This is a genomic window from Roseixanthobacter pseudopolyaromaticivorans, assembly GCF_043195145.2.
GTDB lineage: Bacteria > Pseudomonadota > Alphaproteobacteria > Rhizobiales > Xanthobacteraceae > NCEH01.
The window spans coordinates 3,808,664-3,829,865 of the sequence record NZ_CM195539.1; the positions used below are offsets into that span (position 1 = coordinate 3,808,664).

20 protein-coding genes are annotated in these 21,202 nt (G+C 68.6%); 12 read left to right on the forward strand and 8 right to left on the reverse strand.

The features are described 5' to 3' along the window. The first annotated feature begins 290 nt into the window (after positions 1-290). The 3 genes from phbB to leuB all read left to right on the forward strand — a co-directional run bounded on the left by phbB (position 291) and on the right by leuB (position 3,361). Entirely contained in the window at positions 291-1,013 is a 723-nt protein-coding gene (gene phbB, locus V5F68_RS17940) for an acetoacetyl-CoA reductase (protein WP_394014354.1), read from the forward strand. Positions 1,014-1,195: 182 nt separating this feature from the next. Next, on the forward strand, positions 1,196-2,143 hold the full coding sequence (gene yddG / locus V5F68_RS17945; protein ID WP_394014355.1) for an aromatic amino acid exporter YddG: 948 nt from the start codon (positions 1,196-1,198) through the stop codon (positions 2,141-2,143). Positions 2,144-2,248: 105 nt separating this feature from the next. Further along, positions 2,249-3,361 carry a 3-isopropylmalate dehydrogenase gene (gene leuB / locus V5F68_RS17950; protein WP_394014356.1) on the forward strand — a complete coding sequence of 371 codons (1,113 nt, stop codon included), beginning with the start codon at positions 2,249-2,251 and terminating at the stop codon, positions 3,359-3,361. A gap of 84 nt (positions 3,362-3,445) precedes the next feature. Here the strand turns inward: leuB and V5F68_RS17955 are convergent, their stop codons facing one another. The 3 genes from V5F68_RS17955 to acs all read right to left on the reverse strand — a co-directional run bounded on the left by V5F68_RS17955 (position 3,446) and on the right by acs (position 7,208). Next, complete coding sequence (locus V5F68_RS17955) at positions 3,446-3,814, reverse strand: (2Fe-2S) ferredoxin domain-containing protein (RefSeq protein WP_394014357.1); 369 nt, start codon at positions 3,812-3,814, stop codon at positions 3,446-3,448. A gap of 262 nt (positions 3,815-4,076) precedes the next feature. Next, positions 4,077-5,090 (reverse strand): sulfate ABC transporter substrate-binding protein, encoded by a 1,014-nt coding sequence (locus V5F68_RS17960; RefSeq protein ID WP_394014358.1) that lies wholly within the window; start codon positions 5,088-5,090, stop codon positions 4,077-4,079. Between the two features lie 165 nt (positions 5,091-5,255). Beyond that, on the reverse strand, positions 5,256-7,208 hold the full coding sequence (gene acs / locus V5F68_RS17965) for an acetate--CoA ligase (RefSeq protein WP_394014359.1): 1,953 nt from the start codon (positions 7,206-7,208) through the stop codon (positions 5,256-5,258). Positions 7,209-7,529: 321 nt separating this feature from the next. Between acs and V5F68_RS17970 the strand changes: the two genes are divergently transcribed. Beyond that, a complete protein-coding gene (locus V5F68_RS17970) occupies positions 7,530-7,907 on the forward strand; it encodes a DUF423 domain-containing protein (RefSeq protein WP_394014360.1) in 378 nt (125 codons plus the stop codon). Between the two features lie 2 nt (positions 7,908-7,909). Here the strand turns inward: V5F68_RS17970 and V5F68_RS17975 are convergent, their stop codons facing one another. Both V5F68_RS17975 and V5F68_RS17980 read right to left on the reverse strand, forming a co-directional pair. Continuing rightward, a complete protein-coding gene (locus tag V5F68_RS17975) occupies positions 7,910-8,380 on the reverse strand; it encodes a pyridoxamine 5'-phosphate oxidase family protein (RefSeq protein WP_394014361.1) in 471 nt (156 codons plus the stop codon). Positions 8,381-8,448: 68 nt separating this feature from the next. After that, positions 8,449-9,129: a class I SAM-dependent methyltransferase gene (locus V5F68_RS17980; RefSeq protein ID WP_394014362.1), complete on the reverse strand. Its 681-nt coding sequence runs from the start codon at positions 9,127-9,129 to the stop codon at positions 8,449-8,451. A gap of 126 nt (positions 9,130-9,255) precedes the next feature. On the opposite strand from V5F68_RS17980, the gene V5F68_RS17985 reads away from it, so the two are divergent. Then, positions 9,256-10,317 (forward strand): DNA topoisomerase IB, encoded by a 1,062-nt coding sequence (locus V5F68_RS17985; protein ID WP_394014363.1) that lies wholly within the window; start codon positions 9,256-9,258, stop codon positions 10,315-10,317. Between the two features lie 10 nt (positions 10,318-10,327). Here V5F68_RS17985 and V5F68_RS17990 read toward each other — a convergent pair whose 3' ends face one another. Then, positions 10,328-10,741, reverse strand: coding sequence for an EVE domain-containing protein (locus V5F68_RS17990; protein WP_394014364.1), 414 nt, complete (start codon positions 10,739-10,741; stop codon positions 10,328-10,330). Between the two features lie 177 nt (positions 10,742-10,918). Between V5F68_RS17990 and V5F68_RS17995 the strand changes: the two genes are divergently transcribed. After that, positions 10,919-11,218 carry an antibiotic biosynthesis monooxygenase family protein gene (locus tag V5F68_RS17995; protein WP_394014365.1) on the forward strand — a complete coding sequence of 100 codons (300 nt, stop codon included), beginning with the start codon at positions 10,919-10,921 and terminating at the stop codon, positions 11,216-11,218. A gap of 75 nt (positions 11,219-11,293) precedes the next feature. On the opposite strand, the gene V5F68_RS18000 is transcribed toward V5F68_RS17995, so the two are convergent. After that, entirely contained in the window at positions 11,294-12,295 is a 1,002-nt protein-coding gene (locus V5F68_RS18000; protein WP_394014366.1) for an NAD(P)H-dependent glycerol-3-phosphate dehydrogenase, read from the reverse strand. Positions 12,296-12,313: 18 nt separating this feature from the next. Then, positions 12,314-13,375, reverse strand: coding sequence for a tRNA (adenosine(37)-N6)-threonylcarbamoyltransferase complex transferase subunit TsaD (tsaD, locus tag V5F68_RS18005; RefSeq protein WP_394014367.1), 1,062 nt, complete (start codon positions 13,373-13,375; stop codon positions 12,314-12,316). Positions 13,376-13,499: 124 nt separating this feature from the next. Here tsaD and hemC point away from each other — a divergent pair, with 124 nt between their 5' ends. The 6 genes from hemC to lepA all read left to right on the forward strand — a co-directional run bounded on the left by hemC (position 13,500) and on the right by lepA (position 21,070). Continuing rightward, complete coding sequence (hemC, locus tag V5F68_RS18010; RefSeq protein ID WP_394014368.1) at positions 13,500-14,465, forward strand: hydroxymethylbilane synthase; 966 nt, start codon at positions 13,500-13,502, stop codon at positions 14,463-14,465. Positions 14,466-14,597: 132 nt separating this feature from the next. Continuing rightward, entirely contained in the window at positions 14,598-15,317 is a 720-nt protein-coding gene (locus V5F68_RS18015) for a uroporphyrinogen-III synthase (protein ID WP_394014369.1), read from the forward strand. A gap of 77 nt (positions 15,318-15,394) precedes the next feature. Further along, on the forward strand, positions 15,395-16,720 hold the full coding sequence (locus V5F68_RS18020) for a COG4223 family protein (protein WP_394014370.1): 1,326 nt from the start codon (positions 15,395-15,397) through the stop codon (positions 16,718-16,720). After that, positions 16,717-18,297, forward strand: a complete 1,581-nt coding sequence (locus V5F68_RS18025; protein WP_394014371.1) for a heme biosynthesis protein HemY — start codon at positions 16,717-16,719, stop codon at positions 18,295-18,297. Before V5F68_RS18020 ends, V5F68_RS18025 begins: the two co-directional genes overlap by 4 nt. A 9-nt stretch (positions 18,298-18,306) precedes the next feature. Continuing rightward, positions 18,307-19,119 carry an ABC transporter substrate-binding protein gene (locus V5F68_RS18030; RefSeq protein WP_394014372.1) on the forward strand — a complete coding sequence of 271 codons (813 nt, stop codon included), beginning with the start codon at positions 18,307-18,309 and terminating at the stop codon, positions 19,117-19,119. A gap of 145 nt (positions 19,120-19,264) precedes the next feature. Beyond that, a complete protein-coding gene (gene lepA, locus V5F68_RS18035; RefSeq protein WP_394014373.1) occupies positions 19,265-21,070 on the forward strand; it encodes a translation elongation factor 4 in 1,806 nt (601 codons plus the stop codon). Positions 21,071-21,202: the final 132 nt, after the last annotated feature.

The following is a 21,202-nucleotide window of genomic DNA, read 5'->3' on the forward strand; positions in this document are numbered from 1 at the left end:
TTTTTTACCCGCGGAGGGCGAATTCCCTTGGGATGAATCAAACCTAACGGAAGCGATCCCCGCTAAGGGGATGGTTCCTCTTGCTTTCATCCGTCACGGTTGTCGGCGTAAGGAAGGTTGCACCGATTCGATCCCGGGTCCGGGCGCGGCAGCAAGACGCGTCGGACACGCTCGAACGAAGCGGAGCGATGTGCGAACGGTCCGGGCACGGCTCAGCCAGCCACCCGGCCGGATGAGGAAGGCCGCACCAATGCGGCCATGGCAGAAGACGAACCGAGAGGGAGACGAACATGGCGCGTGTCGCACTGGTGACTGGGGGAACCCGCGGGATCGGCGAAGCGATCTGCATCGCGCTCAAGGCGGCGGGTTATCAGGTGGCCGCCAATTACGCCGGCAATGATGCCGCGGCCGAGGCTTTCACCGCGAAGACCGGCATCCCCGCCTTCAAATGGGACGTCTCAGATTTCGAAGCCTGCAAGGCCGGCGTCGCCAAGGTCGAGGCGGAAGTCGGCCCGGTGGACGTGTTGGTGAACAATGCCGGCATCACCCGCGACGGGCAGTTGCACCGCATGTCCCTGGAGCAGTGGCAGGCGGTCATCAATACCAACCTCAACAGCCTGTTCAACATGACCCGGCAGGTGATCGAGGGCATGCGCGCCCGCAAGTTCGGCCGCGTCATCTGCATCTCCTCCATCAACGGGCAGAAGGGCCAGTTCGGTCAGACCAATTATTCCGCCGCCAAGGCCGGCGAGATCGGCTTCGTGAAGGCGCTGGCGCAGGAAGGCGCCAAGGTCGGCGTCACCGTCAACGCCATCGCGCCCGGCTACATCGCCACCGAAATGGTGCGGGCGGTGCCGGCTGACGCGCTGGAGAAGATCGTCGCCACCATCCCGGTCGGCCGCCTCGGCGAGCCGGAGGATATCGCCCGTTGCGTGGTGTTCCTGGCCGCCGACGACGCGGGCTTCATCACCGGCTCGACGCTGACCGCCAACGGCGCGCAATATATCTGCTGAGGGCGGACTTCACGCGCCGCCTTCGGCTTTTCGCCGCTCAATCCTCCTTCTGCGGGCCGCTCCAGGTGGCCCGCAGAAGCGCCCCCCCCAAGCCGCGTTCTTCCGAAAATGTTTCACGTGAAACAATGGTTTAGCGTAGACGAACATCGGTTTAAGGCCGCTTCTCCGCGGCTTGACGGCGGATGAAACCGCCATTTCGGACGAAGTTTCGCGACGATGAATCCGCAGCGCCGCCGGCGCGCCGGACGCCGCCTTTATCCTCCCGCCGGGCCACCCGCGTCGGCCTCATCGCCATTGCCCTGTGGTCGACGCTGGCGCTCTGCACCGCCGCCACCGGGCAGGTGCCGCCGTTCCAGCTCACCGCGCTCACCTTCGCCATCGGCGGGCTGGTGGGCTTGATCGCCGCCCTGCGGGGGCCGGGCCTGCGCGTCCTGCGCCAGCGGCCGGCCGCCTGGCTGCACGGGGTGGGCGGCCTGTTCGGCTATCATTTCATGTATTTCACCGCCCTCAAGCTGGCGCCGCCGGCCGAGGCCGGGCTCATCGCCTATCTCTGGCCGCTGCTGATCGTTCTGCTCTCCGCCATGCTGCCGGGCGCCGGCCTGAAGCGGGCGCACGTGCTCGGCGCCCTGCTCGGCCTTGCCGGCACCGGCGTGCTTCTGATGGGGAAAGGCGGCTTCTCCGGCTTCGAGGCGCGCTTCCTGCCGGGCTATCTGGCGGCCCTCGCCTGCGCCTTCATCTGGGCCATCTATTCGGTCACCGCGACCCGCTTCGCGGATGTGCCGACACAGGCCGTCGCCGGCTTCTGCCTCGCCACGGCGCTTCTCGCGGCGCTCTGCCACCTCGCCTGGGAGGAGACCGTGTGGCCGGCCGGGCCGATCCAATGGGCGGCGGTGGCGGCGCTCGGCATCGGCCCGGTGGGCATCGCCTTTTATGCCTGGGACATCGGGATGAAACGCGGCGACGTGGGCCTGCTCGGCGTCGCCTCCTACGCGGCGCCGGTGCTCTCCACCCTGTTGCTGGTCGCCGCCGGATTTGCCGCCGCGCGCTGGCCCCTCCTTGTGGCGTGCGCGCTCATCGTGGGCGGAGCGTGGATCGCGACGCGAACTGGTCGACAATATGCCAACAGATAACGCCAAGCTTGTCTTGCGGGGCGGAAGGCTTTAGCACTCCGCGCCAACCAGAACCGCCCCCACCCATGCTCAAGGAGCCGGGGTCTTCACAAGCAGGAACGTCTCATGGCCACGCACAAGCTTCTTCTTCTCCCCGGCGACGGCATCGGCCCGGAAGTCATGGCGCAGGTGAAGCGCGTGGTGTCCTGGCTCGACGCGCAGGGCCTCGCGTCCTTCGCGGTGGAAGAAGATCTGGTGGGCGGCAGCGCTTATGACGCGCACGGCGTCGCCATTTCCGACGGCGCGATGGAAAAGGCCAAGGCGGCGGACGCCATTCTGCTCGGCGCGGTCGGCGGCCCGAAATGGGCGAACGTGCCCTATGAGGCGCGCCCGGAAGCCGGCCTGCTGCGCCTGCGCAAGGACCTCGCCTTGTTCGCCAACCTGCGCCCGGCCTTGTGCTATCCCGCCTTGGCGGACGCCTCCTCGCTCAAGCGCGAAGTGGTGGAAGGGCTCGACATCCTGATCGTGCGCGAGCTGACCGGCGGCGTCTATTTCGGCGAGCCGAAGACCATTCTCGACCTCGGTAACGGCCAGCGCCGCGCCATCGATACCCAGGTCTACGACACCTATGAGATCGACCGCATCGGCCGCGTGGCGTTCGAGCTGGCGCGCACCCGCCGCAACAAGGTGACCTCCTGCGAGAAGCACAATGTGATGCGTTCCGGCGTGCTCTGGAAGGAGACCATCACCGCTTTGCACGCCAAGGATTATGCGGACGTGGAGCTGGAGCACCAGCTGGCGGATTCGCTGGCCATGCAATTGGTGCGCTGGCCCAAGCAGTTCGACGTGATCGTGACCGACAATTTGTTCGGCGACGTGCTCTCGGACATCGCCGCCATGCTCACCGGCTCGCTCGGCATGCTGCCCTCCGCTTCGCTGGGCGCGGTGGACCCGGTCTCCGGCAAGCGCGCGGCGCTCTATGAACCGGTGCACGGCTCGGCGCCGGACATCGCCGGGCGCGGCATCGCCAATCCCATCGCCATGATCGGCTCGCTCGCCATGGCGCTGCGCTATTCGTTCGGCCTCGGCCCGGTGGCCGACCGCATCGAGGCGGCGATCGCCGGGGTTCTGGCCTCCGGCAAGCGCACCAGCGACATTCGCACCCCCGGCGCCGCCATCATCGGCACCGAGGAAATGGGCGACGCGATCCTCGCCGAGCTGGACAAGGCAACGGCCTGAGCGATACCGCGACGGGATCCCGTCGCGCCTCGCCTTTTTCAAGCCGGGCCCGGTGGCCCGGCTTTTTCGTACCTGCGCGCCGGTTCAGACGCGCGGCACGATCACCAGACGCTCCACCAGCGTGCCGCCGACCAGATGGGTCTCGACGATTTCGTCGATGTCCTCGACGGTCTTCGGCGCGTACCAAATGCCCTCGGGATAGACCACCATCAGCGGACCGGCGGCGCAGAAGCTCAGGCAGCCGCTGGCGTTCATGGCGATGTCGCGCTGGCCCGTCGCCTCGATCTTCTGGCCCAGGCGATCCCACAACGGCTTGGCGCCGGAATTGGCGCAGCTCCCCCGCGGATGTCCCGGCGGGCGCTGCTGGAAACAGGCGAAGACGTGGCGGCGATAGACCTGCGGCACGTCGCCCATGGAAAGGGTTTCGGTCGGCGCAATCGTGGTGTCGGTCATGGCGGTGCTGGGACCCCTGTGCGGAACATCCCTTTGCCTTTCAAGGAGCATGCCGCCGCCGGCCGTTCTGAAACCCACGCGTTCGCAATAGCTTACATGCGCCACGCCGCCCGCGCGCCGGCCCGTGTCCGGCCGGTTGCGACACTCCCGCGCCATCCGCGGCGCGAATCCGACAGCGGATGTCGCTCCCGCCAAGGGCTTGCCCCCAACAAAAAGGGCCGCCCCCGTGGGCGGCCCTTGGCATTTTCGCGGGCGAGGTGGGTCAGCGCGCGCCGAACACCTGGTCCAGCTTGCCGCCGGAGACAAACTGGTCGGCATTCGCCTTTTCCCAGCCGCCGAACACATCTTCCACCGTCACCAGGCGCACCGGCGGGAACTGATCCTTGAACTGGGCTTCCACACTCTTGTCGACCACGCGGTGGAACGCCTTTGCAGCCACCGTCTGGCCGGCGGGCGAATAAAGGAACTCAAGATAGGCGGTGGCGGCGGGGCGCGAGCCGCGCTTGTCCACCACCTTGTCCACCACGGCCACTGGGAATTCCGCCAGCAGACTGACCGACGGCACGATGGTCTTGAGCTTCTTGTCCTTATAGAGCCCCTCGATGGCGCGGGTCTCGGCCTCGAAGGTTACCAGCACGTCGCCGGTCTCGCGCTCCACGAAGGTGGTGGTGGCGCCGCGTCCGCCGGTGTCGAAAACCGGCACGTTGGCGAGCAGCTTCTTCACGAACGCGTCCGCCTTGGCGGTGTCGCCCTTGTTCTGCTCCAGCGCATAGGCATAGGCCGCAAGATAGGTGTAGCGCGCATTCCCCGAGGTCTTGGGATTGGGGAAGATCACCTTCACGTCGTCGCGGACGAGATCGTTCCAATCCTTGATGTTCTTCGGGTTTCCGTCGCGCACCAGGAAGGCCGGGAAGGAATAATAGGGCGAGGCATTGTTGGGGAATTTCTTCTGCCAGTCCCTGGCCACATAACCGGCCTTGGCGAGGACATCCACGTCCAGCACCTGGTTGAAGGTCACCACGTCCGCCTCCAGCCCTTCCAGGATAGCGCGCGCCTGGCGCGAGGAGCCGGCGTGGCTCTGGTTGACGGTCAGCTCCTGCCCCGTCTTCTGTTTCCAGAACGGCACGAACTCGGCATTCTCCGCCGTGAACAATTCCCGGCCGATGTCGTAAGAGACATTCAGGATCGAGTTCGGCCCGGGCTGCTGGGCGAAGGCGACGCCGGGCGCCAGCAAGGCGGCGAGGCTCAGGGTCGAGAACGCGCGGCGCGTCAGCATGGGGCTCTCCATAAAACTATTATTCTTTGTGAAATTCGTAATTTCACGTGACGCTATGTAGCACACGCTTCCGCGAGGGCAAACACCCTCGCCCTTCAAATCACCGGCACAAACGAAAATGCCCGGGCCAAGCCCGGGCACTTCGAAATCTCAGGCGCGGGAGGATCAGGCCGCAGTGCGCTTGTTCTGGCGATTGTGCACCAGATCGTCCACCACACCGGGATCGGCGAGGGTCGAGGTGTCGCCCAGGCTCTCGAACTGGTCCTCGGCGATCTTGCGCAGGATGCGGCGCATGATCTTGCCGGAGCGGGTCTTCGGCAGGCCGGGCGCGAACTGGATCAGGTCCGGCGAGGCGATCGGGCCGATCTCGCGGCGCACCCAATTCACCAGTTCCTTGCGCAAGTCCTCGCTCGGCACTTCCCCGTCCATCAAGGTGACATAGGCATAGATGCCCTGGCCCTTGATATCGTGCGGGAAGCCCACCACCGCCGCCTCGGACACCTTGGGATGGGCGACGAGCGCGCTTTCCACTTCCGCCGTACCCATGCGGTGGCCGGACACGTTGATCACGTCGTCCACGCGGCCGGTGATCCAATAATAGCCGTCGGCATCGCGGCGGCAGCCGTCGCCGGTGAAATACTTGCCGGGATAGGTGGAGAAATAGGTCTGCTCGAAGCGCTCATGGTCGCCATAGACCGTGCGCATCTGCCCCGGCCAGCTGTCGGCGATCACGAGATTGCCCTCGCAGGCGCCATCCAGCACCTTGCCTTCCGCATCCACCACCTGGGGCTGGACGCCAAAGAAGGGATTGGTGGCCGAACCCGGCTTCAGCGCGGTCGCGCCCGGCAGCGGGGTGATGAGGATGCCGCCGGTCTCCGTCTGCCACCAGGTATCGACGATCGGGCAGCGGTTCTCGCCGACCACGCGGTGATACCATTCCCACGCTTCCGGATTGATCGGCTCGCCCACCGAGCCGAGCAGGCGAAGCGACGCGCGCGAGGTCTTCTTCACCGGCTCCTCGCCGCTCTGCATCAGCGCGCGGATGGCGGTGGGGGCGGTGTAGAAGATGTTGACCTTGTGCTTGTCGATCACCTCCCAGAAGCGGGAGTTGCTGGGATAATTGGGCACGCCCTCGAACATCAAGGTGGTCGCGCCGTTCGCCAGCGGGCCGTAGACGATATAGGAATGGCCGGTCACCCAGCCGACGTCCGCGGTGCACCAATAGACGTCGCCCTCGTGATAATCGAAGACATATTGGTGCGTCATGGAGGCATAGACCAGATAGCCGCCGGTGGTGTGCAGCACACCCTTCGGTTTTCCGGTGGAGCCCGAGGTATAGAGGATGAACAGCGGGTCTTCCGCGTTCACATGCTCCACCGGGCATTCGTCGGTCACCATGTCGGCGGCCTCGTGATACCAGACGTCCCGGCCCGGCTCCATGTCCACCTTGCCGCCGGTGCGCTTGACCACGATGACATGGTCCACGCCGCCCTCGACGCGGGCGATGGCGGCATCCACATTGGCCTTCAGCGGCACCTTGCGGCCGCCGCGCAGGCCCTCGTCGGCGGTGATGACGCAGCGCGATTCACAATCCGAGATGCGGCCCGCGAGGCTGTCGGGGGAGAAGCCGCCGAACACCACCGAATGGATCGCGCCAAGCCGCGCGCACGCCAGCATGGCATAGGCGGCCTCGGGGATCATGGGCATGTAGATGGTGACGCGGTCGCCCTTCTTCACGTCGCGATTGCGCAGGACGTTGGCGAAGCGGTTCACCTGCTCCGACAGCTCGCGATAGGTCACGTTGCGGGATTCGGAGGGGTCGTCGCCTTCCCAGATGATCGCCACCTGGTCGCCGCGCTCGGCAAGATGCCGGTCCACGCAATTGTAGGCGACATTGGTGATGCCGTCCTCGAACCATTTGATCGAGACCGCGCCGGGTTCGAACGAGGTGTTCTTCACCGTGGTGAAGGGCTCGAACCAATGGATGCGCTTGCCGTGCTCGGCCCAGAAGGCGTCGGGATCGGAAACGGAGGCTTGGTACATGGCCGCATATTCGGCGGCGTCCACGAAGGCGCGCCCCTGCCATTCAGCCGGGACCTGATAGACCGTATCGGACATTGAGACCTCCCCTTCGTGCGTTGGCGTTTCGCGCGTCACATGAGGTCCGCGCTGCGCCCGATCGTGTTTGCTTGGCGCGATTATGGTGAGCGGGTCGGCGCTCCACAAGGCTCGGGCAGGGCAGACTTTGGACCAAGAATACTTTGGTTCTAGACGATCCGGCGCGGCGCGTAGGAAAGCGCTTCCGGATTTTAAATGGCAATGCACAGGCACGTGCGACCGCGCGCCCTGCGGCGCCGCGCACGCTGCTTCGCGCCCGTGCGGCGCGCTATAGATCGTCGCCCGCTAAGATGCGGCCCCGTGATCGTAGGATGGCACGAAATGACTCTCTGGCTCCGCTCCCTGCTCTTCGTCGCCGGCCTTTATGGCGCGGCCGGCGTGGGCGCTTCGGCCGTGGCCGCGCATCTCGCGGGGGGTGCCTCGCTCGCCACGGCGGCCCAGTTCTTCTTGTTCGGCGCGCTCACTCTCCTCGGGGCGGTGGCCGTGAGCGTCACTCTGCTGCGGGGCCGCACCGGGATTCTCGTCGGCGCCTCGGCCATCGGCCTTGGCACGCTTTTATTTTCGGGCGATTTGACGCTGCGGGCTTTGATGGATGTCAAATTGCTCTGGGGCACCGCCCCGACGGGCGGCACCCTGATGATTGCCGGCTGGCTCGTGTTCGCCATCGGCGGTGTGCGCGCGATTTGGTCGCGCGCCTGATCCTATAGCCGCAGCTTGGCGTTCTCGCCGAGGGTCGCGCGTTCTTCCTTCATGATCGCGGCGGCCATCTTCACGCCGGTCATGAGGGTGGAATCGCCCTGCCAATATTCGGCCTGCTCCGGCCGCACCCGCAGCAGGATGGCATTGGGATCGTCCGGCCCGCCGGGAAAATACGCCTCCATGGCGTTGGACCAGATCTGCTTCAGCTTGGCGGGGTCGCGCACCACTTCCGCCGGTCCCGAGACCGAGAGATAAAAATGGTCGGACGGGTCGGCGAAGGTGACGCACACCTGGGGATCGTGGGCGATTTCGTCATCCTTCGAGGCGTGCGCGTCGGTCACGAACCAGATGGCGTGGTCCTCTTCCCGCGCCACCGGCGCCATGGGGCGCGCCCGCAGGCGGTGTCCGTCGCGGTCGATCAGCATGCAGGAATGGCGGCCGGCCATTTCTTCCCAGATCTCGTGGCTATCCATGGTGCATCTCCTCTTGAGGGCTCCAGGGCCAACGATGGGGCGTGCGCGGGGTTCCCCCCGCGATCGATTCAGCGCGGGCGCCACACGCAGGTGTGCTTGATGTCCGCGTCTTCCAGCTCCCGCGTCACCGGCACGGAATACTCCGCCACCTGCTCGAGTTCCGCTTTCGGCAGATAGGACCGCCCGGGATCGCCGATCAGCACGATTGCGCCGCGCCGCGACAGCGCTTTGAGCCAGGCGAAGACCCGCTCGGCGAGGTCGCGCTCATAGCAAATGTCGCCGGCCAGCACCGTCTCCCAGCCCGCGTCGGTGCCAATCAGATCGGTGCCGCACACCTCCACCGCGACGCCGTTGGCCGCGGCGTTGAGCGCGATGGCGGCGAGCGCATAGGCATCGATATCGGCGCAGGAGACGTGCGCCGCCCCCGCCCGCGTGGCGGCGATGCCCACCAGGCCGGAGCCGGAGGCGAAATCCAGCACCCGCCGCCCCGCGACTAGGTCGGGATGATCCAGCACATGGCGCGCCAGCGCTTGCCCGCCCGCCCAGGCAAAGGCCCAGAACGGCGGCGGCAAGCCCATGGCGCCCAGTTGCTCCTCGGTGCGCTGCCAGAGCGGCACGGCCTCATCGGCCACATGGAGGGAAAGCTCCGGTACCAGCGGCACCGGGCGCAGCCGCGTCTCCGCGCGCACGAAGCAGGCGGGATCGATGGCGGTCGGAGAGGGGAGAGGTGGAGATTTCGGTTCGCTCACGCCGCGACCTTGGCCGCCCGCGGGGCATGCCACAAGGAAAACCGATGGCCCGCCGGTGGGAACTTCGCGGCATCCCCCGCATTTTCAATGGGAAAGCCGGCGCCCGCCGGCAGCTGGACCCCCGCCATGAACCGCCGTCCCTCCCAGATGACCCGCCTTGCCCACAAGGCCGGCCTCGTGCTCGCCGGCCCCGAGGACCTCACATGGTCGCGCCGCAAGGCCGGGACCGGCTTCTCCTACCGGGACGAAACCGGCGCGCCGATCCGGGATGCGGAGATCCTCTCCCGCCTCGCCGCGCAGGCCGTGCCGCCCGCCTATCAAGACGTGCGTTACGCCCCAGATCCGCGCGCGCATCTGCAGGCCATCGGCCGCGATGCGGCGGGGCGGCTGCAATATCGCTACCATCCCGATTGGGAAAAGGTGCGCGAGGTGCTCAAGGCCCGGCGGCTGGCGAAGCTCGCGGATGCCCTGCCGACGCTGCGGCGCGCGCTCGGCCGGGGGCTCGCCGACGCCGGGGCGGACCGCGATCCGACGAAGGAGTTCGCGCTCGCCGCGGTGATCGAATTGGTCGCCCTCACCGCCATCCGTGCCGGCGGCGAAGCCTATGCCCGCGCACGCGGCACGCGCGGGGCCACGACCTTGCTGAAGTCGAACGTCACGCGCGACGGCGACCGGGTCGTCATCCGCTTCAAGGCCAAGGGCGGGCAGAAGGTGGAGAAGGACGTGTGCGTTCCCCGTTTCGCCGCCGCCATCGCCCGTCTGCACCGTTTGCCGGGGCGCCGGCTATTCCAGTATCGCGACGCCGAGGGCACGGTGCGACCGGTGCGGGCGGACGAGGTGAACCGGGCGCTGAAGGAGATGTCGGGCGCGCCCATCTCGCTGAAGGATTTCCGCACCCTCGTCGCCTCCGCCAGCGTGCTGGAGACGCTGGCCCGCGCGGTGCCCGCCGGCAGCGCCCGCGCCCGCCGCTCCCAGGTGCTGGAGGCGGTGCGGGACGCGGCAGAGGCGCTCGCCAACACGCCCACCGTCTGCCGAAAAAGCTATGTGCACGGCACCATCGTCACCGCCTTCGAGGACGGCGTTCTGGAGCGCTTTTCCGCCACGTTGAAGGGCTGCCGCTCGCCCGCCCGGCGCGCCGAGGTGCTGGCCCAGATCGTCGCCACCTCGCGGCTGGAAGCGGCGGAGTGACGGCTGCCGCTCACCCCTGCGCGAGCGCCAGCACCAGGTCCCACTCCTCGTCCGTCACCGGCTGCACCGAGAGGCGGGAGAATTTCACTAGCGCCATGTCCTGGAGACGGGGATCGGCCTTGATGGTTTCCAGCGACACCGGCGCCTTGAGCGGCTTCACCGCCTTCAGGTCCACCATCACGAACTTGCCCGTGGGGTCGGAGGGGTCGGGATAGGCCTCGCGGATCACCTCGACGATGCCGACGATCTCCTTGCCCTCGTTGGAATGATAGAAGAATCCCTGGTCGCCCAGCTTCATGGCGAGCAGGTTCAGCTTGGCCGAATGGTTGCGCACGCCATCCCAATGGGTGCCCTTCGCGCCGGCCTTGACCTGCATCTCCCACGACCATTTGAACGGCTCGGATTTGTAGAGCCAATGGGCCATCGCGAAACTCCAGACGCCTGAATGCGCACGCTTCTGCTCTAGCGAGCGGGCGGGGCGATTGGCAAGCCGGCCGAAGGCCGCGCACGCGCTGGATGCAGCGCCCGGCATTTTTTCCGTGCGGGACAGTTGTGCACGGCTTGTCGCCTGATACCGTCGCCTCCCTTTTGGGAGGATAAGATGGTCTACGAATTCGCTCACATCGAAGTTAAGCCCGGCCAGGAAGCCGATTTCGAAGCCGGCGCGACCAAAGCCGTTGCCCTGTTCCAGAACGCCCGCGGCTGCCGCAGCATGCGCGTCGACCGCTCGATCGAGTCGCCGACCCATTATACGCTGGTGGTGGAATGGGAGACCGTGGACGACCACATGATCCATTTCCGCGAATCGCCCGCCTTCAAGGAATGGCGCGCGCTGGTGAGCCCCTATTTCGTGTCTGGCCCGCAGATGGAACATCGCCACACGGTGGTGAAGGGCTTCTGAGGCCAGCATCGGTCCTTGACCGACGCCGTGCGGCGCGCGCGGGCAGAAGCGAAAGCCCGTTCAGCGGCCGTCCGCCTAAGCCCGGCTGGTCTCGGACCGCTGCGGGCGGGCCATCAGCGCATCAATCGCCCCGGCGATGGTGAGCCGGCCCGCCAGCACCGCATCGACCGCCGCGCAGATGGGCATGTCGACGCCCCGGCCCGCCGCCATTTCCACCAGCACGCTGGCCGTATAGGCCCCTTCCGCGAGCTTGCCTTCGCCGGCGCGGCCCTCGCCGAGCGCGAAGCCGAGGGCGAAATTGCGCGATTGCGGGCCGGAGGCGGTGAGAATGAGATCGCCCAGGCCCGCCAGCCCCGTGAGCGTTTCCGCCTGCGCGCCGAACGCCCGACCGAAGCGCACCAGCTCGGCAAACCCCCGCGCGGTCAGCGCCGCGCCCGCGCTCGCGCCCAGCCGGCGGCCGGCGACGATGCCGGCGGCAATGGCGAGCACATTCTTGGCCGCCCCGCCGATCTCCACGCCCCGCACATCGGTGGAATGATAAAGGCGGAAGGTGGGGCCGCCCAGCGCATCCGCCAGTTGCTCCGCCAATGCCACATCGGCGGCAGCGAGCGTCACCGCGGTCGGCAAGCCGGCCGCGACATCATGGGCGAAGCTCGGGCCGGAAAGCACCGCCGCGCGGCCGTGCGGCAAGGTGGTGGCGATCACCTCGCTCATGAAAGCGCCGGTGCCGCGCTCGATGCCCTTGGCGCAGGAGACAAGCGGCGTTCCCGCCGCGATTGAGGGACCAAGCTCCGCCAGCACCGCCCGCAGCGCCTGCGCCGGCACCACGAGGAGCAGCGCGTCGCAGGGGATGAGATCCTCGCGCCGTGCGCTCGCGTGCACGCCCGGCTCCAGGGGAATACCCGGCAGGCCGCGCACATTCTCGCGCCGCGCCTCCATGTCCGCCGCCTGATCCGCATTGCGCGCGTAGAGCGTTACGCTGCGCCCGGCCCGCGCCGCCACATTGGCGAGCGCCGTGCCCCACGCGCCGGCGCCCACCACGCCGATGCGGGAAAAAGCGGTTGCCGCCTGCGCCATGTCTCTCAGGCCTCTCTCTCAGGCCTTGGCGCCGGTGGAGGCGGGATCGAGTGGCCAGCGCGCGCGCGGGCTGATGCTCAGGGGATCGGTGAGCCCGCGCGAGAGCCGCTCGGCCCCCGCCCAGGCGATCATGGCGCCGTTGTCGGTGCACAGTTCCGGCGGCGGCACCGCCATGCGCGTGCCGAGATCCACCGCCGTGCGCTGAAGCGCCTCGCGGATCGCGGCATTCGCGCCGACTCCGCCGGCCACCACCAGCGCGGTCGGCCCGCAGCCGACGAGATCGCGGAACGCCCGCGCGCCGGCGCGCACCCGGTCGGCGATCAGATCCACCACCGCCGCCTGGAACGAGGCGCACAGGTCATACACGTCCTGGTCCGACAGGGGGGCGAGGCGGTCCGCCTCTAGCCGCACGGCGGTCTTCAGGCCCGACAGGGAGAAGTCCGGCTCGCGCCGGCCCAGCATCGGCCGGGGGAAGGCGAAGCGGTGGGCATCGCCCAGCAGCGCCATCTGCTCCACCTGCGGCCCGCCCGGATACGGCAGGCTCAGCATCTTCGCCACCTTGTCGAAGGCCTCGCCCACGGCATCGTCGAGCGTGGTGCCGAGCCGGCGATAGCGGCCGATCTCCTCCACCGCCAGCAATTGAGTGTGCCCGCCGGAGACCAGCAGCAGCAGATAGGGAAAGGCGACGCCGTCGGTAAGGCGCGCGGTGAGCGCATGCGCCTCCAGATGGTTCACCGCCACCAGCGGGCGGCGCGTGGACAAGGCGATAGCCTTGGCGGTGGTGAGGCCGACGATGACGCCGCCGATCAGGCCAGGACCCGCGGCGGCGGCCACGGCGGCGAGATTGGCGAAGTTCAGTCCCGCCGCGCGCATCGCCTCCGCGATGACGACATCGAGCACTTCCACATGGGCGCGGGCGGCGATTTCCGGCACCACGCCGCCATAGGGGGAATGTTCCTCGACCTGGGTGCGGATCACGTTCGAGAGCACGTGGCCGGCCCCGGAAGGCGAGCGCGCCACCACGGCCGCCGAGGTTTCGTCGCACGTGGTCTCGATGCCGAGCACCAGCAGATCCGCCACTTTATCCTCCAGACCGGCGCCTGCGCCGGGGGTAGCGCGGCCTGCGCCGCCACGCCGCTCTATGCCATTGCGATTCCGGCTATCATTGTACGCGCCAATGACACAAGAGACGAACCTCTCCCCCATGTCCTCTTCCGAGTCCTCTTCCGCCGCGTCCCCGCTCCCCGCCCACGCGCCCCGCCTCGCCATCGGCACCCGCGGCAGCGCGCTGGCGCTGTGGCAGGCCCATGCCGTGCGCGACGCCTTGGCCACGGCCCTGGCCCGCCCGGCCGACAGCATCGCCATCGAGATCATCCGCACCTCGGGCGATGCGATCCAGGATCGCGCACTCTCCGAAGCCGGCGGCAAGGGGCTGTTCACCAAGGAGATCGAGGAAGCGCTGCTCGACGGTCGCATCGATCTCGCCGTGCATTCGGCCAAGGATGTGGCGACCTATCTGCCCGACGGGTTGCATTTAGCCGGCTATCTCCCCCGCGCCGACGTGCGCGACGCGCTGATCCTGCGCGAGGGCGCGGGCCTGTCCGACCTCAAGCCCGGGGCCATCATCGGCACCGCCTCGCTGCGGCGGGAGGCGCAATTGCGCCGCAAGCGGCCCGATCTGGAGGTGCAATTGCTGCGCGGAAATGTGCAGACGCGCCTCTCCAAGGTGCGCTCCGGCATCTTCGACGCCACCTTGCTGGCGCTCGCCGGCCTCACCCGGCTCGGGCTCGCCCATGAGACGAGCGCGATCCTGGACACAGATGATTTCCTGCCCGCCGTGGGCCAGGGCGCCGTCGCCATCGAGTGCCGGATCTCGGACGAAGCCACCAATGCCGCCATCGCGGCTATCACGTGCCGCGCCACCGGCATCGCGCTCGCCGCCGAGCGCGCCTTCCTCGCCGCACTGGACGGCTCCTGCCGCACGCCCATCGCCGCGCTCGCGACCCTGAACGGGGAGCGGGTGCGCCTGCGCGGCCTGGTGCTCTCGCCCGACGGGCGCGACGCCGCCGAAGCCGATTCCAGCGCCCCCGTTGCGGACGCCGCGCGGCTCGGCGCCGACCTGGGCAAGGAACTGCGCACCAGCGCGCCGGCGCGGGCGCTCGGCCTGTAGACGCTACGCCGGCCTCATGCGCCGACTGGGAGGAGCTAAGCGCCGCTCGGCACGCTGCCGCGGGCCGGGGTCGGCTTCCGCATGGACCCTTTACCCCCACTCCCGCTATCGTTCGCCTGAAAGCCCGGTCCCATGTCCCTCGCCGTCCCGTCCCAGCGCATCCTGCTGACCCGCCCGGAACCGGGCGCGGCGCGCACGCGGGCGCGGCTGGAGGCGCTCGGGCACACGGTGGTGAGCGATCCCATGCTGCGCTTCAAGGAAACCGGCGCGCCGCTGCCGCGCGGCCCGTTCTCCGCTCTCGCCTTCACCAGCGCGCATGGGGTGCGGGCGCTCGCCGCGCGGCCGCAGGCCAGCGCCCTGCGGGGCCTGCCGGTGTTCACCGTGGGCGCGCGCACCGGCGCGCAGGCGCGGGCGGCCGGCTTTGCCCATGTGATCGAGGCGGACGGAAACGTGCAGGCTCTCGCCGCCCTGCTGGCGGCGCGGCTCGCGCCGGGTGCCCGAATCCTGCATGCCGCCGGCGCCGACCGGGCGGGCGACCTCGCCGCCTTGCTCGGGCGGCACCATCTGGCGGTTGCGCTGTGCGTGCTCTATGCCATGGCCCCCGCGCAAACCCTTGCGGATGCAACGCGCACGGCGCTGCTTCTGGGCAATCTCGACACCGCTTTGCATTATTCGGCGCGCAGCGCCCAAACCCTGCTTCATTGCGTCGCTACGGACGGCGTTAAGGAACTCTTACGGGCTTTGCGGCACTTGTGCTTGTCGCCGGCCATCGCCGCGCCGCTGGCTGCCGCCGGCTGCGCGGTCGAGATCGCCGGGGCGGCCGAAGAGGACGCGCTGCTGACTTTGCTGTAAGGCAGAGGCAAGCTGCCGGCCGAACCGGCCGGACATTCGTCACCGGCCTGCCGGTAACCAAGAATACGAGGAGGCCCATGGCGCACGACGATCCGACCCGCGAGGATACGGCCCGTCCGAAGGACCCGGCCGCCGCCTCCCTGGCTGCGGGAGAAACGTCCCATGGCGTGGAGCCGCACGATGCAAGCGGCGCCGCCGCTGCCACCGACGCGCTCGATGCCCCGGTCGGTCCGCAGGCGGAGCCGCGCGCGAATGAGCCCCAGGATGTGCCGCGTGCCGCCCCCGACGGCGCCGTGGACGACCCTCTGCCCCCCGCCCCGCCCACCGAGCCCCATGAGGAAACCGGCGCGGACGCGCCGGCTAGCCCGGCAACCGGCGCCGCCTCGAAGGCTGCGGACGAGGCCGCTTTCGAAGCCGCCCAGCCGATTCTCATCCCTCCGCCCGCCCCGGCGGCGCGCGGGGCCTCGCCCTGGCTTGCGCTGCTGCTGGGCACGTTGGGCGGCGCCGTGGTTGCGGCCCTGGTGGTCTATGGCCTGTCCTCGCGCCTTGGAACGGTCAGCGTCAGCGACGAAATCCAGCCCTTGGCCGCCCGCATCGCGGCCCTGGAGGCGCGCGGCGCCGCCGATCCGCGTGCGCTCGCAGCCTTGACGCAGCGGGTCGACAAGATCGAGGCCACCGCCGCGCAGCAGCCCTCCCCGGAGCAGGAGCGCGCGTTGTTCGCCCAGGCTCAGGCCGACATCACCACCCTGCGCCAGGGGCAGCAGGGCCTTCAGGGTTCGGTGAAGGACGCGGCCACCGCCGCCGCCGGCGCCAGCCAGCAGGTGACCGCCCTCAGCGCCCGGGTCGATCAATCCGTCGCCGCGTCCACATCCACCAGCCGCGCCGCAGCCTCCATCGCGGTGCTGGCGGTGCTGAACGATGCCATCCGGTCCGGCCGCCCGTTCGTCGCGGAACTGGATGCCGCCCGCGCCGTGCTCGGCACCACGGCCGCCCCGCTTGATCCGTTCGCCTCGCTCGCGAGCGTCGGCTTCTCCTCTCCCGCCAAGCTCGCGAGCCGGTTGCAGCAGGCGGGAACCGAGGCTGCGGCCGCCCCGGCCGAAGCGACATCGACGGCGGGAAGCGTGGTGAACCGCCTGCTGTCCAGCGCCGAAAGCCTGGTCAAGGTGCGCCCGGCTGAAACCGCGCCCACGCCCGAGGTCCAGGCGACGCTCGACCAGGCGCTCGCCGCATTGCGCGCCGGGGATTTCGACACCGCGCTCGCGCGGCTCGACGCCCTGCCCCAGGGCACGAAGGACAAGCTCAAGTCCCTGATCGCCGAGATCCAGCAGCGCCGGAACGCAGCCAATGCGGTCGGTGCGCTCTATCTCCAGGCCCTGGCCGCCATTTCCGGGAAAGTGCCGTGATCCGTCTCGTCATCCTCCTCGTTCTGCTCGCCGCCGTCGCGTTCGGCGCCTCCTGGCTCGCCGACCGGCCGGGCGAGATCACCATGGTCTGGCAAGGCTGGCGCATCGAGACCAGCGTGCCGGTGGCGCTCGCCGCCCTCGCGCTGTTCAGCGGTGTGCTGCTTCTGGTCTGGCGGCTGATTTCGCTGCTGCTGTCCTCGCCGCGCCTCATCGCCCGCTTCTCGCGCCGCCGGCGCCGGGAAAAAGGCTGGGCCGCGGTGTCGCGCGGCCTGCTCGCCATCGGCGCGGGCAACGGCACGGAAGCAAAGAAAGCCAGCCAGGACGCCGCCCGTCTGCTGCCACATGAGCCGCTCACCCATCTTCTGGCAGCTCAGACCGCCCAGTTCGAGGGCGACCCGGAACTGGCGCGGGCGAGCTTCCGCTTGATGCTGGAATCCCCCGACACCCGCCTGCTCGCCTTGCGCGGCCTGCATATGGAAGCGCGCCGCGCCGGCGATCTTTCCGCCGCGCGCCTGCTGGCGGAACAGGCGGCCGAACAGGCCCCGGCGCTCGCCTGGGCGGCCGATGCCGTGATCGAGGCGCGCTGCGCCGAAGGCGATTATCCCGGCGCCCGCGCGGTGCTGGAAAAGCAGATGGCGGCGAAGGGCATCGACAAGGTGCAGCATCGCCGGCGCCGCGCAATCCTGCTCGCCGCCGAGGCCATGGCGGTGGAAATCTCCGACCCGCCGGTGGCCAAGGAACGCGCGCTCGAAGCCGTACGCCTCGCGCCGACGCTGGTGCCCGCCGCCGCCGTCGCAGGGCGCCTGCTCGGCTCCGCCGGCGAATTGAAGAAGGCGCTCAAGATCGTCGAGGCCGCCTATGCCACGACGCCCCATCCCGAACTGGCCGAAGTCGCCGCCCATCTGCGGCCGGGCGATGCCGCCCTCGATCGGCTTAAGCGCATCCGCCTGCTCGCGGCCAAGGCGCCGGCGCACCCGGAAAGCGCGATCGCGCTCGCCCACGCCTGCATCGACGCGCTGGAATTCGGCGAGGCGCGCGCCGTGCTCCAGCCGCTCGCCGCCGCGCCGACCCAGCGCATCTGCCTGCTGATGGCGGAGCTGGAAGCAAGCGAGCACGGCGATATCGGCAAGGCGCGCGAATGGGCCGCCCGGGCGGTCCGCGCCGCGCGCGACCCCGCCTGGATCGCCGACGGCGTGGTGTCCGAGCAATGGGCGCCGCTCTCGCCGGTCACCGGCAAGCTCGACGCCTATGTGTGGGCCGTGCCGCCGGGGGTTGCCGCGACCCCTATCCTGGAACACGAGGCGGAGCGCGTGCGCGCCGCCATCGCCGCCATTCCGCCCAAGCCCGTGGCCGCGCCCGAGGCGCCACCGGCCGAAAGCAACGATGCGGCGGCCGAGCCCGCGACCAACGGCACTCATCCACCCGCCGGTCCGGCCGAGACCACCCGGAGTGAGGGCGCCAGAGCGGAGACGCCCAAGCCCGCCCCGCTCGTCGCCCTGCCGCCGCTACCGGACGACCCGGGCCCGGAGCTCGACGACGACGAGGCCCTTGAGCCTCGCTCCCGTCCCGGCATGTGACCGGGCGGGGTGGGACGCGATCCTTATCCCCGCCGCATCGTCTGCCTCACCGAGGAGACGGTGGAGACGCTTTATCTGCTTGGCGAGGACCACCGCATCGCCGGCGTATCCGGCTATGCGGTGCGCCCGCCCCGCGTGCGCAAGGAAAAGCCCCGCGTTTCCGCCTTCGTCTCGGCGGACCTGCCGAAGATCCTGGCGCTCGCGCCGGACCTGGTGCTGGCCTTTTCCGACCTGCAGGCGGACATCGTCGCCGATCTCGCCCGCGCCGGGCTGGATGTGCACGTCTTCAACCAGCGCGGCATCGATGGCATCTTCGCCATGATCGCGACCCTCGCCGCCCTTGTGGGCGCGGCCGAAAAAGGGGCCGCGCTCATCGCCGATCTGGACGCGCGGCTGGGGGCGGCCAAGGTCCGCGCCGCCGCACGCGCCGTGCGCCCCCGCGTCTATTTCGAAGAATGGGACGCGCCGATGATCTGCGGCATCGGCTGGGTGTCGCAATTGGTGGAAATCGCAGGCGGCATCGACATCTTCGCCGACCGCGCCCAAGGCCGCGCCGCCCGCGAACGCTTCGTGAGCGAGGCGGAGGTGATCGCGCGGGCGCCCGACATGGTCATCGGCTCCTGGTGCGGCAAGAAGTTCAATCCCGCCCGCTTCGCCGCCCGTCCGGGCTTCGCCGAGCTTCCCGCAGTGCGCGCGGGGCGGCTGCATGAGATCAAGTCGAGCCTCATCCTGCAGCCCGGCCCCGCCGCCTTCACCGACGGGCTGGACGCTCTGTTGGCACTATTCGATGGTTTTGAAAGCGAGCGGCTCCGCACGTCCTGAGGGTTTTGCTTTTGTGGGGCCCTCGCCCTCGCCCTCTCGCTCTGCCCCCCGGAACCGCCGCCCCGGCCCCGCGCGATCCCGGCGCGGGAGGGACAAATGCGGCGCGCGCCTTGTGGCCCTCGAATGCCGGTGCTATGCGGCGCGGATGACCGCAACGCCGCAGACCCATATCCGCAACTTCTCCATCGTCGCCCATATCGACCATGGAAAGTCCACGCTCGCCGACCGCCTGATCCAGCTCACCGGCGGCCTGAGCGAACGCGAGATGACCGAGCAGGTGCTCGACAACATGGATATCGAGCGCGAGCGCGGCATCACCATCAAGGCGCAGACCGTGCGCCTCTCCTACAAAGCGAAGGATGGGGAAACCTATATCCTCAACCTAATCGACACCCCCGGCCACGTGGACTTCGCTTATGAGGTGAACCGCTCGCTCGCCGCCGTGGAAGGCTCGCTGCTGGTGGTGGACGCCTCCCAGGGGGTCGAGGCGCAGACGCTGGCCAACGTCTATCAGGCCATCGACAACAATCACGACATCGTTCCGGTGCTCAACAAGATCGATCTGCCCGCCGCCGAGCCGGAGAAGGTGAAGGCGCAGATCGAGGACGTGATCGGCATCGACGCCTCCCAGGCGATCGGCATTTCGGCCAAGACCGGGCTCAATATCGACCAGGTGCTGGAAGCGATCGTCACCCGCCTGCCCCCGCCCGTGGGCGACCGCGACGCGCCGCTGAAGGCGCTGCTGGTGGATAGCTGGTACGACACCTATCTCGGAGTGGTGGTGCTGGTGCGCGTGGTCGACGGCGTGGTGAAGAAGGGCCAGCGCATCAAGATGATGCGCACCGGCGCCGCCTATGACATGGACCGCGTCGGCGTGTTCACCCCGAAAATGGTGGCCATGGAGAGCCTCGGCCCCGGCGAGATCGGCTTCCTCACCGGCTCCATCAAGGAAGTGGCGGAAACCCGCGTCGGCGACACCATCACGGATGAGAAGCGCCCCTGCGCCGAGCCCCTGCCGGGCTTCAAGCCGGCCCAGCCGGTGGTGTTCTGCGGCCTGTTTCCAGTGGATGCGGCGGATTTCGAGGATCTGCGCGCCGCCATGGGCAAGCTGCGCCTCAACGACGCCAGCTTCTCGTTCGAGATGGAGACCTCCGCGGCGCTCGGCTTCGGTTTCCGCTGCGGGTTTCTGGGCCTCCTGCACCTGGAGATCATCCAGGAACGCCTGGAGCGCGAGTTCAACCTCGACCTGATCGCGACCGCCCCCTCCGTCATCTACGAGATGGAGATGAGCGACGGCTCCACCATCGACCTGCACAACCCGGCCGACATGCCGGACGTGGTGAAGATCAAGGAAATCCGCGAGCCCTGGATCCGCGCCACCATCCTCACGCCGGACGATTATCTCGGCAGCGTGCTCAAGCTCTGCCAGGACCGGCGCGGCAACCAGATCGAACTGACCTATGTGGGCGCGCGCGCCATGGTCACCTACGATCTGCCGCTGAACGAAGTGGTGTTCGATTTCTACGACCGGCTGAAGTCCATCTCGAAGGGCTATGCCTCGTTCGACTACAACATCACCGATTATCGCGAGGGCGACCTCGTGAAGATGTCGATCCTGGTGAATGCCGAGCCGGTGGACGCGCTCTCCATGCTGGTCCATCGCACCCGTGCCGATCATCGCGGCCGCGCCATGTGCGAGAAGCTGAAGGACCTGATCCCCCAGCATCTGTTCAACATCCCGATCCAGGCCGCCATCGGCGCCAAGGTGATCGCGCGCGAGACCATCAAGGCGCTGCGCAAGGACGTGACCGCCAAATGCTACGGCGGCGACATCTCCCGTAAGCGCAAGCTGTTGGACAAGCAGAAGGAAGGCAAGAAGAAGATGCGCCAGTTCGGGCGCGTCGAGATTCCCCAGGAAGCCTTCATCGCCGCGCTGAAGATGGACGACTGACCCCAGGTTCAGCCGGGCGCGCGCACTGCAGCATGCGACAATTGCGCCGCAACATATGCGGGAAAAGATTTTGAACACAAGGCGTTGACCCGACGCACAGGTGTCATGCGCGGCTGATACCAGCGCGGGGTC

What these genes read in the sequence shown, in the direction of transcription:
- V5F68_RS17960 (WP_394014358.1), bottom strand. Translation starts at nt 5,090, where the DNA reads ATGCTGACGCGCCGCGCGTTCTCGACCCTGAGCCTCGCCGCCTTGCTG.
- V5F68_RS17995 (WP_394014365.1), top strand. Translation starts at nt 10,919, where the DNA reads ATGGTCTACGAATTCGCTCACATCGAAGTTAAGCCCGGCCAGGAAGCC.
- V5F68_RS17970 (WP_394014360.1), top strand. Translation starts at nt 7,530, where the DNA reads ATGACTCTCTGGCTCCGCTCCCTGCTCTTCGTCGCCGGCCTTTATGGC.
- acs (WP_394014359.1), bottom strand. Translation starts at nt 7,208, where the DNA reads ATGTCCGATACGGTCTATCAGGTCCCGGCTGAATGGCAGGGGCGCGCC.
- V5F68_RS18020 (WP_394014370.1), top strand. Translation starts at nt 15,395, where the DNA reads ATGGCGCACGACGATCCGACCCGCGAGGATACGGCCCGTCCGAAGGAC.
- lepA (WP_394014373.1), top strand. Translation starts at nt 19,265, where the DNA reads ATGACCGCAACGCCGCAGACCCATATCCGCAACTTCTCCATCGTCGCC.
- V5F68_RS17975 (WP_394014361.1), bottom strand. Translation starts at nt 8,380, where the DNA reads ATGGATAGCCACGAGATCTGGGAAGAAATGGCCGGCCGCCATTCCTGC.
- V5F68_RS17985 (WP_394014363.1), top strand. Translation starts at nt 9,256, where the DNA reads ATGAACCGCCGTCCCTCCCAGATGACCCGCCTTGCCCACAAGGCCGGC.
- V5F68_RS17990 (WP_394014364.1), bottom strand. Translation starts at nt 10,741, where the DNA reads ATGGCCCATTGGCTCTACAAATCCGAGCCGTTCAAATGGTCGTGGGAG.
- phbB (WP_394014354.1), top strand. Translation starts at nt 291, where the DNA reads ATGGCGCGTGTCGCACTGGTGACTGGGGGAACCCGCGGGATCGGCGAA.
- V5F68_RS18015 (WP_394014369.1), top strand. Translation starts at nt 14,598, where the DNA reads ATGTCCCTCGCCGTCCCGTCCCAGCGCATCCTGCTGACCCGCCCGGAA.
- V5F68_RS17955 (WP_394014357.1), bottom strand. Translation starts at nt 3,814, where the DNA reads ATGACCGACACCACGATTGCGCCGACCGAAACCCTTTCCATGGGCGAC.
- leuB (WP_394014356.1), top strand. Translation starts at nt 2,249, where the DNA reads ATGGCCACGCACAAGCTTCTTCTTCTCCCCGGCGACGGCATCGGCCCG.
- hemC (WP_394014368.1), top strand. Translation starts at nt 13,500, where the DNA reads ATGTCCTCTTCCGAGTCCTCTTCCGCCGCGTCCCCGCTCCCCGCCCAC.
- V5F68_RS18000 (WP_394014366.1), bottom strand. Translation starts at nt 12,295, where the DNA reads ATGGCGCAGGCGGCAACCGCTTTTTCCCGCATCGGCGTGGTGGGCGCC.
- yddG (WP_394014355.1), top strand. Translation starts at nt 1,196, where the DNA reads ATGAAACCGCCATTTCGGACGAAGTTTCGCGACGATGAATCCGCAGCG.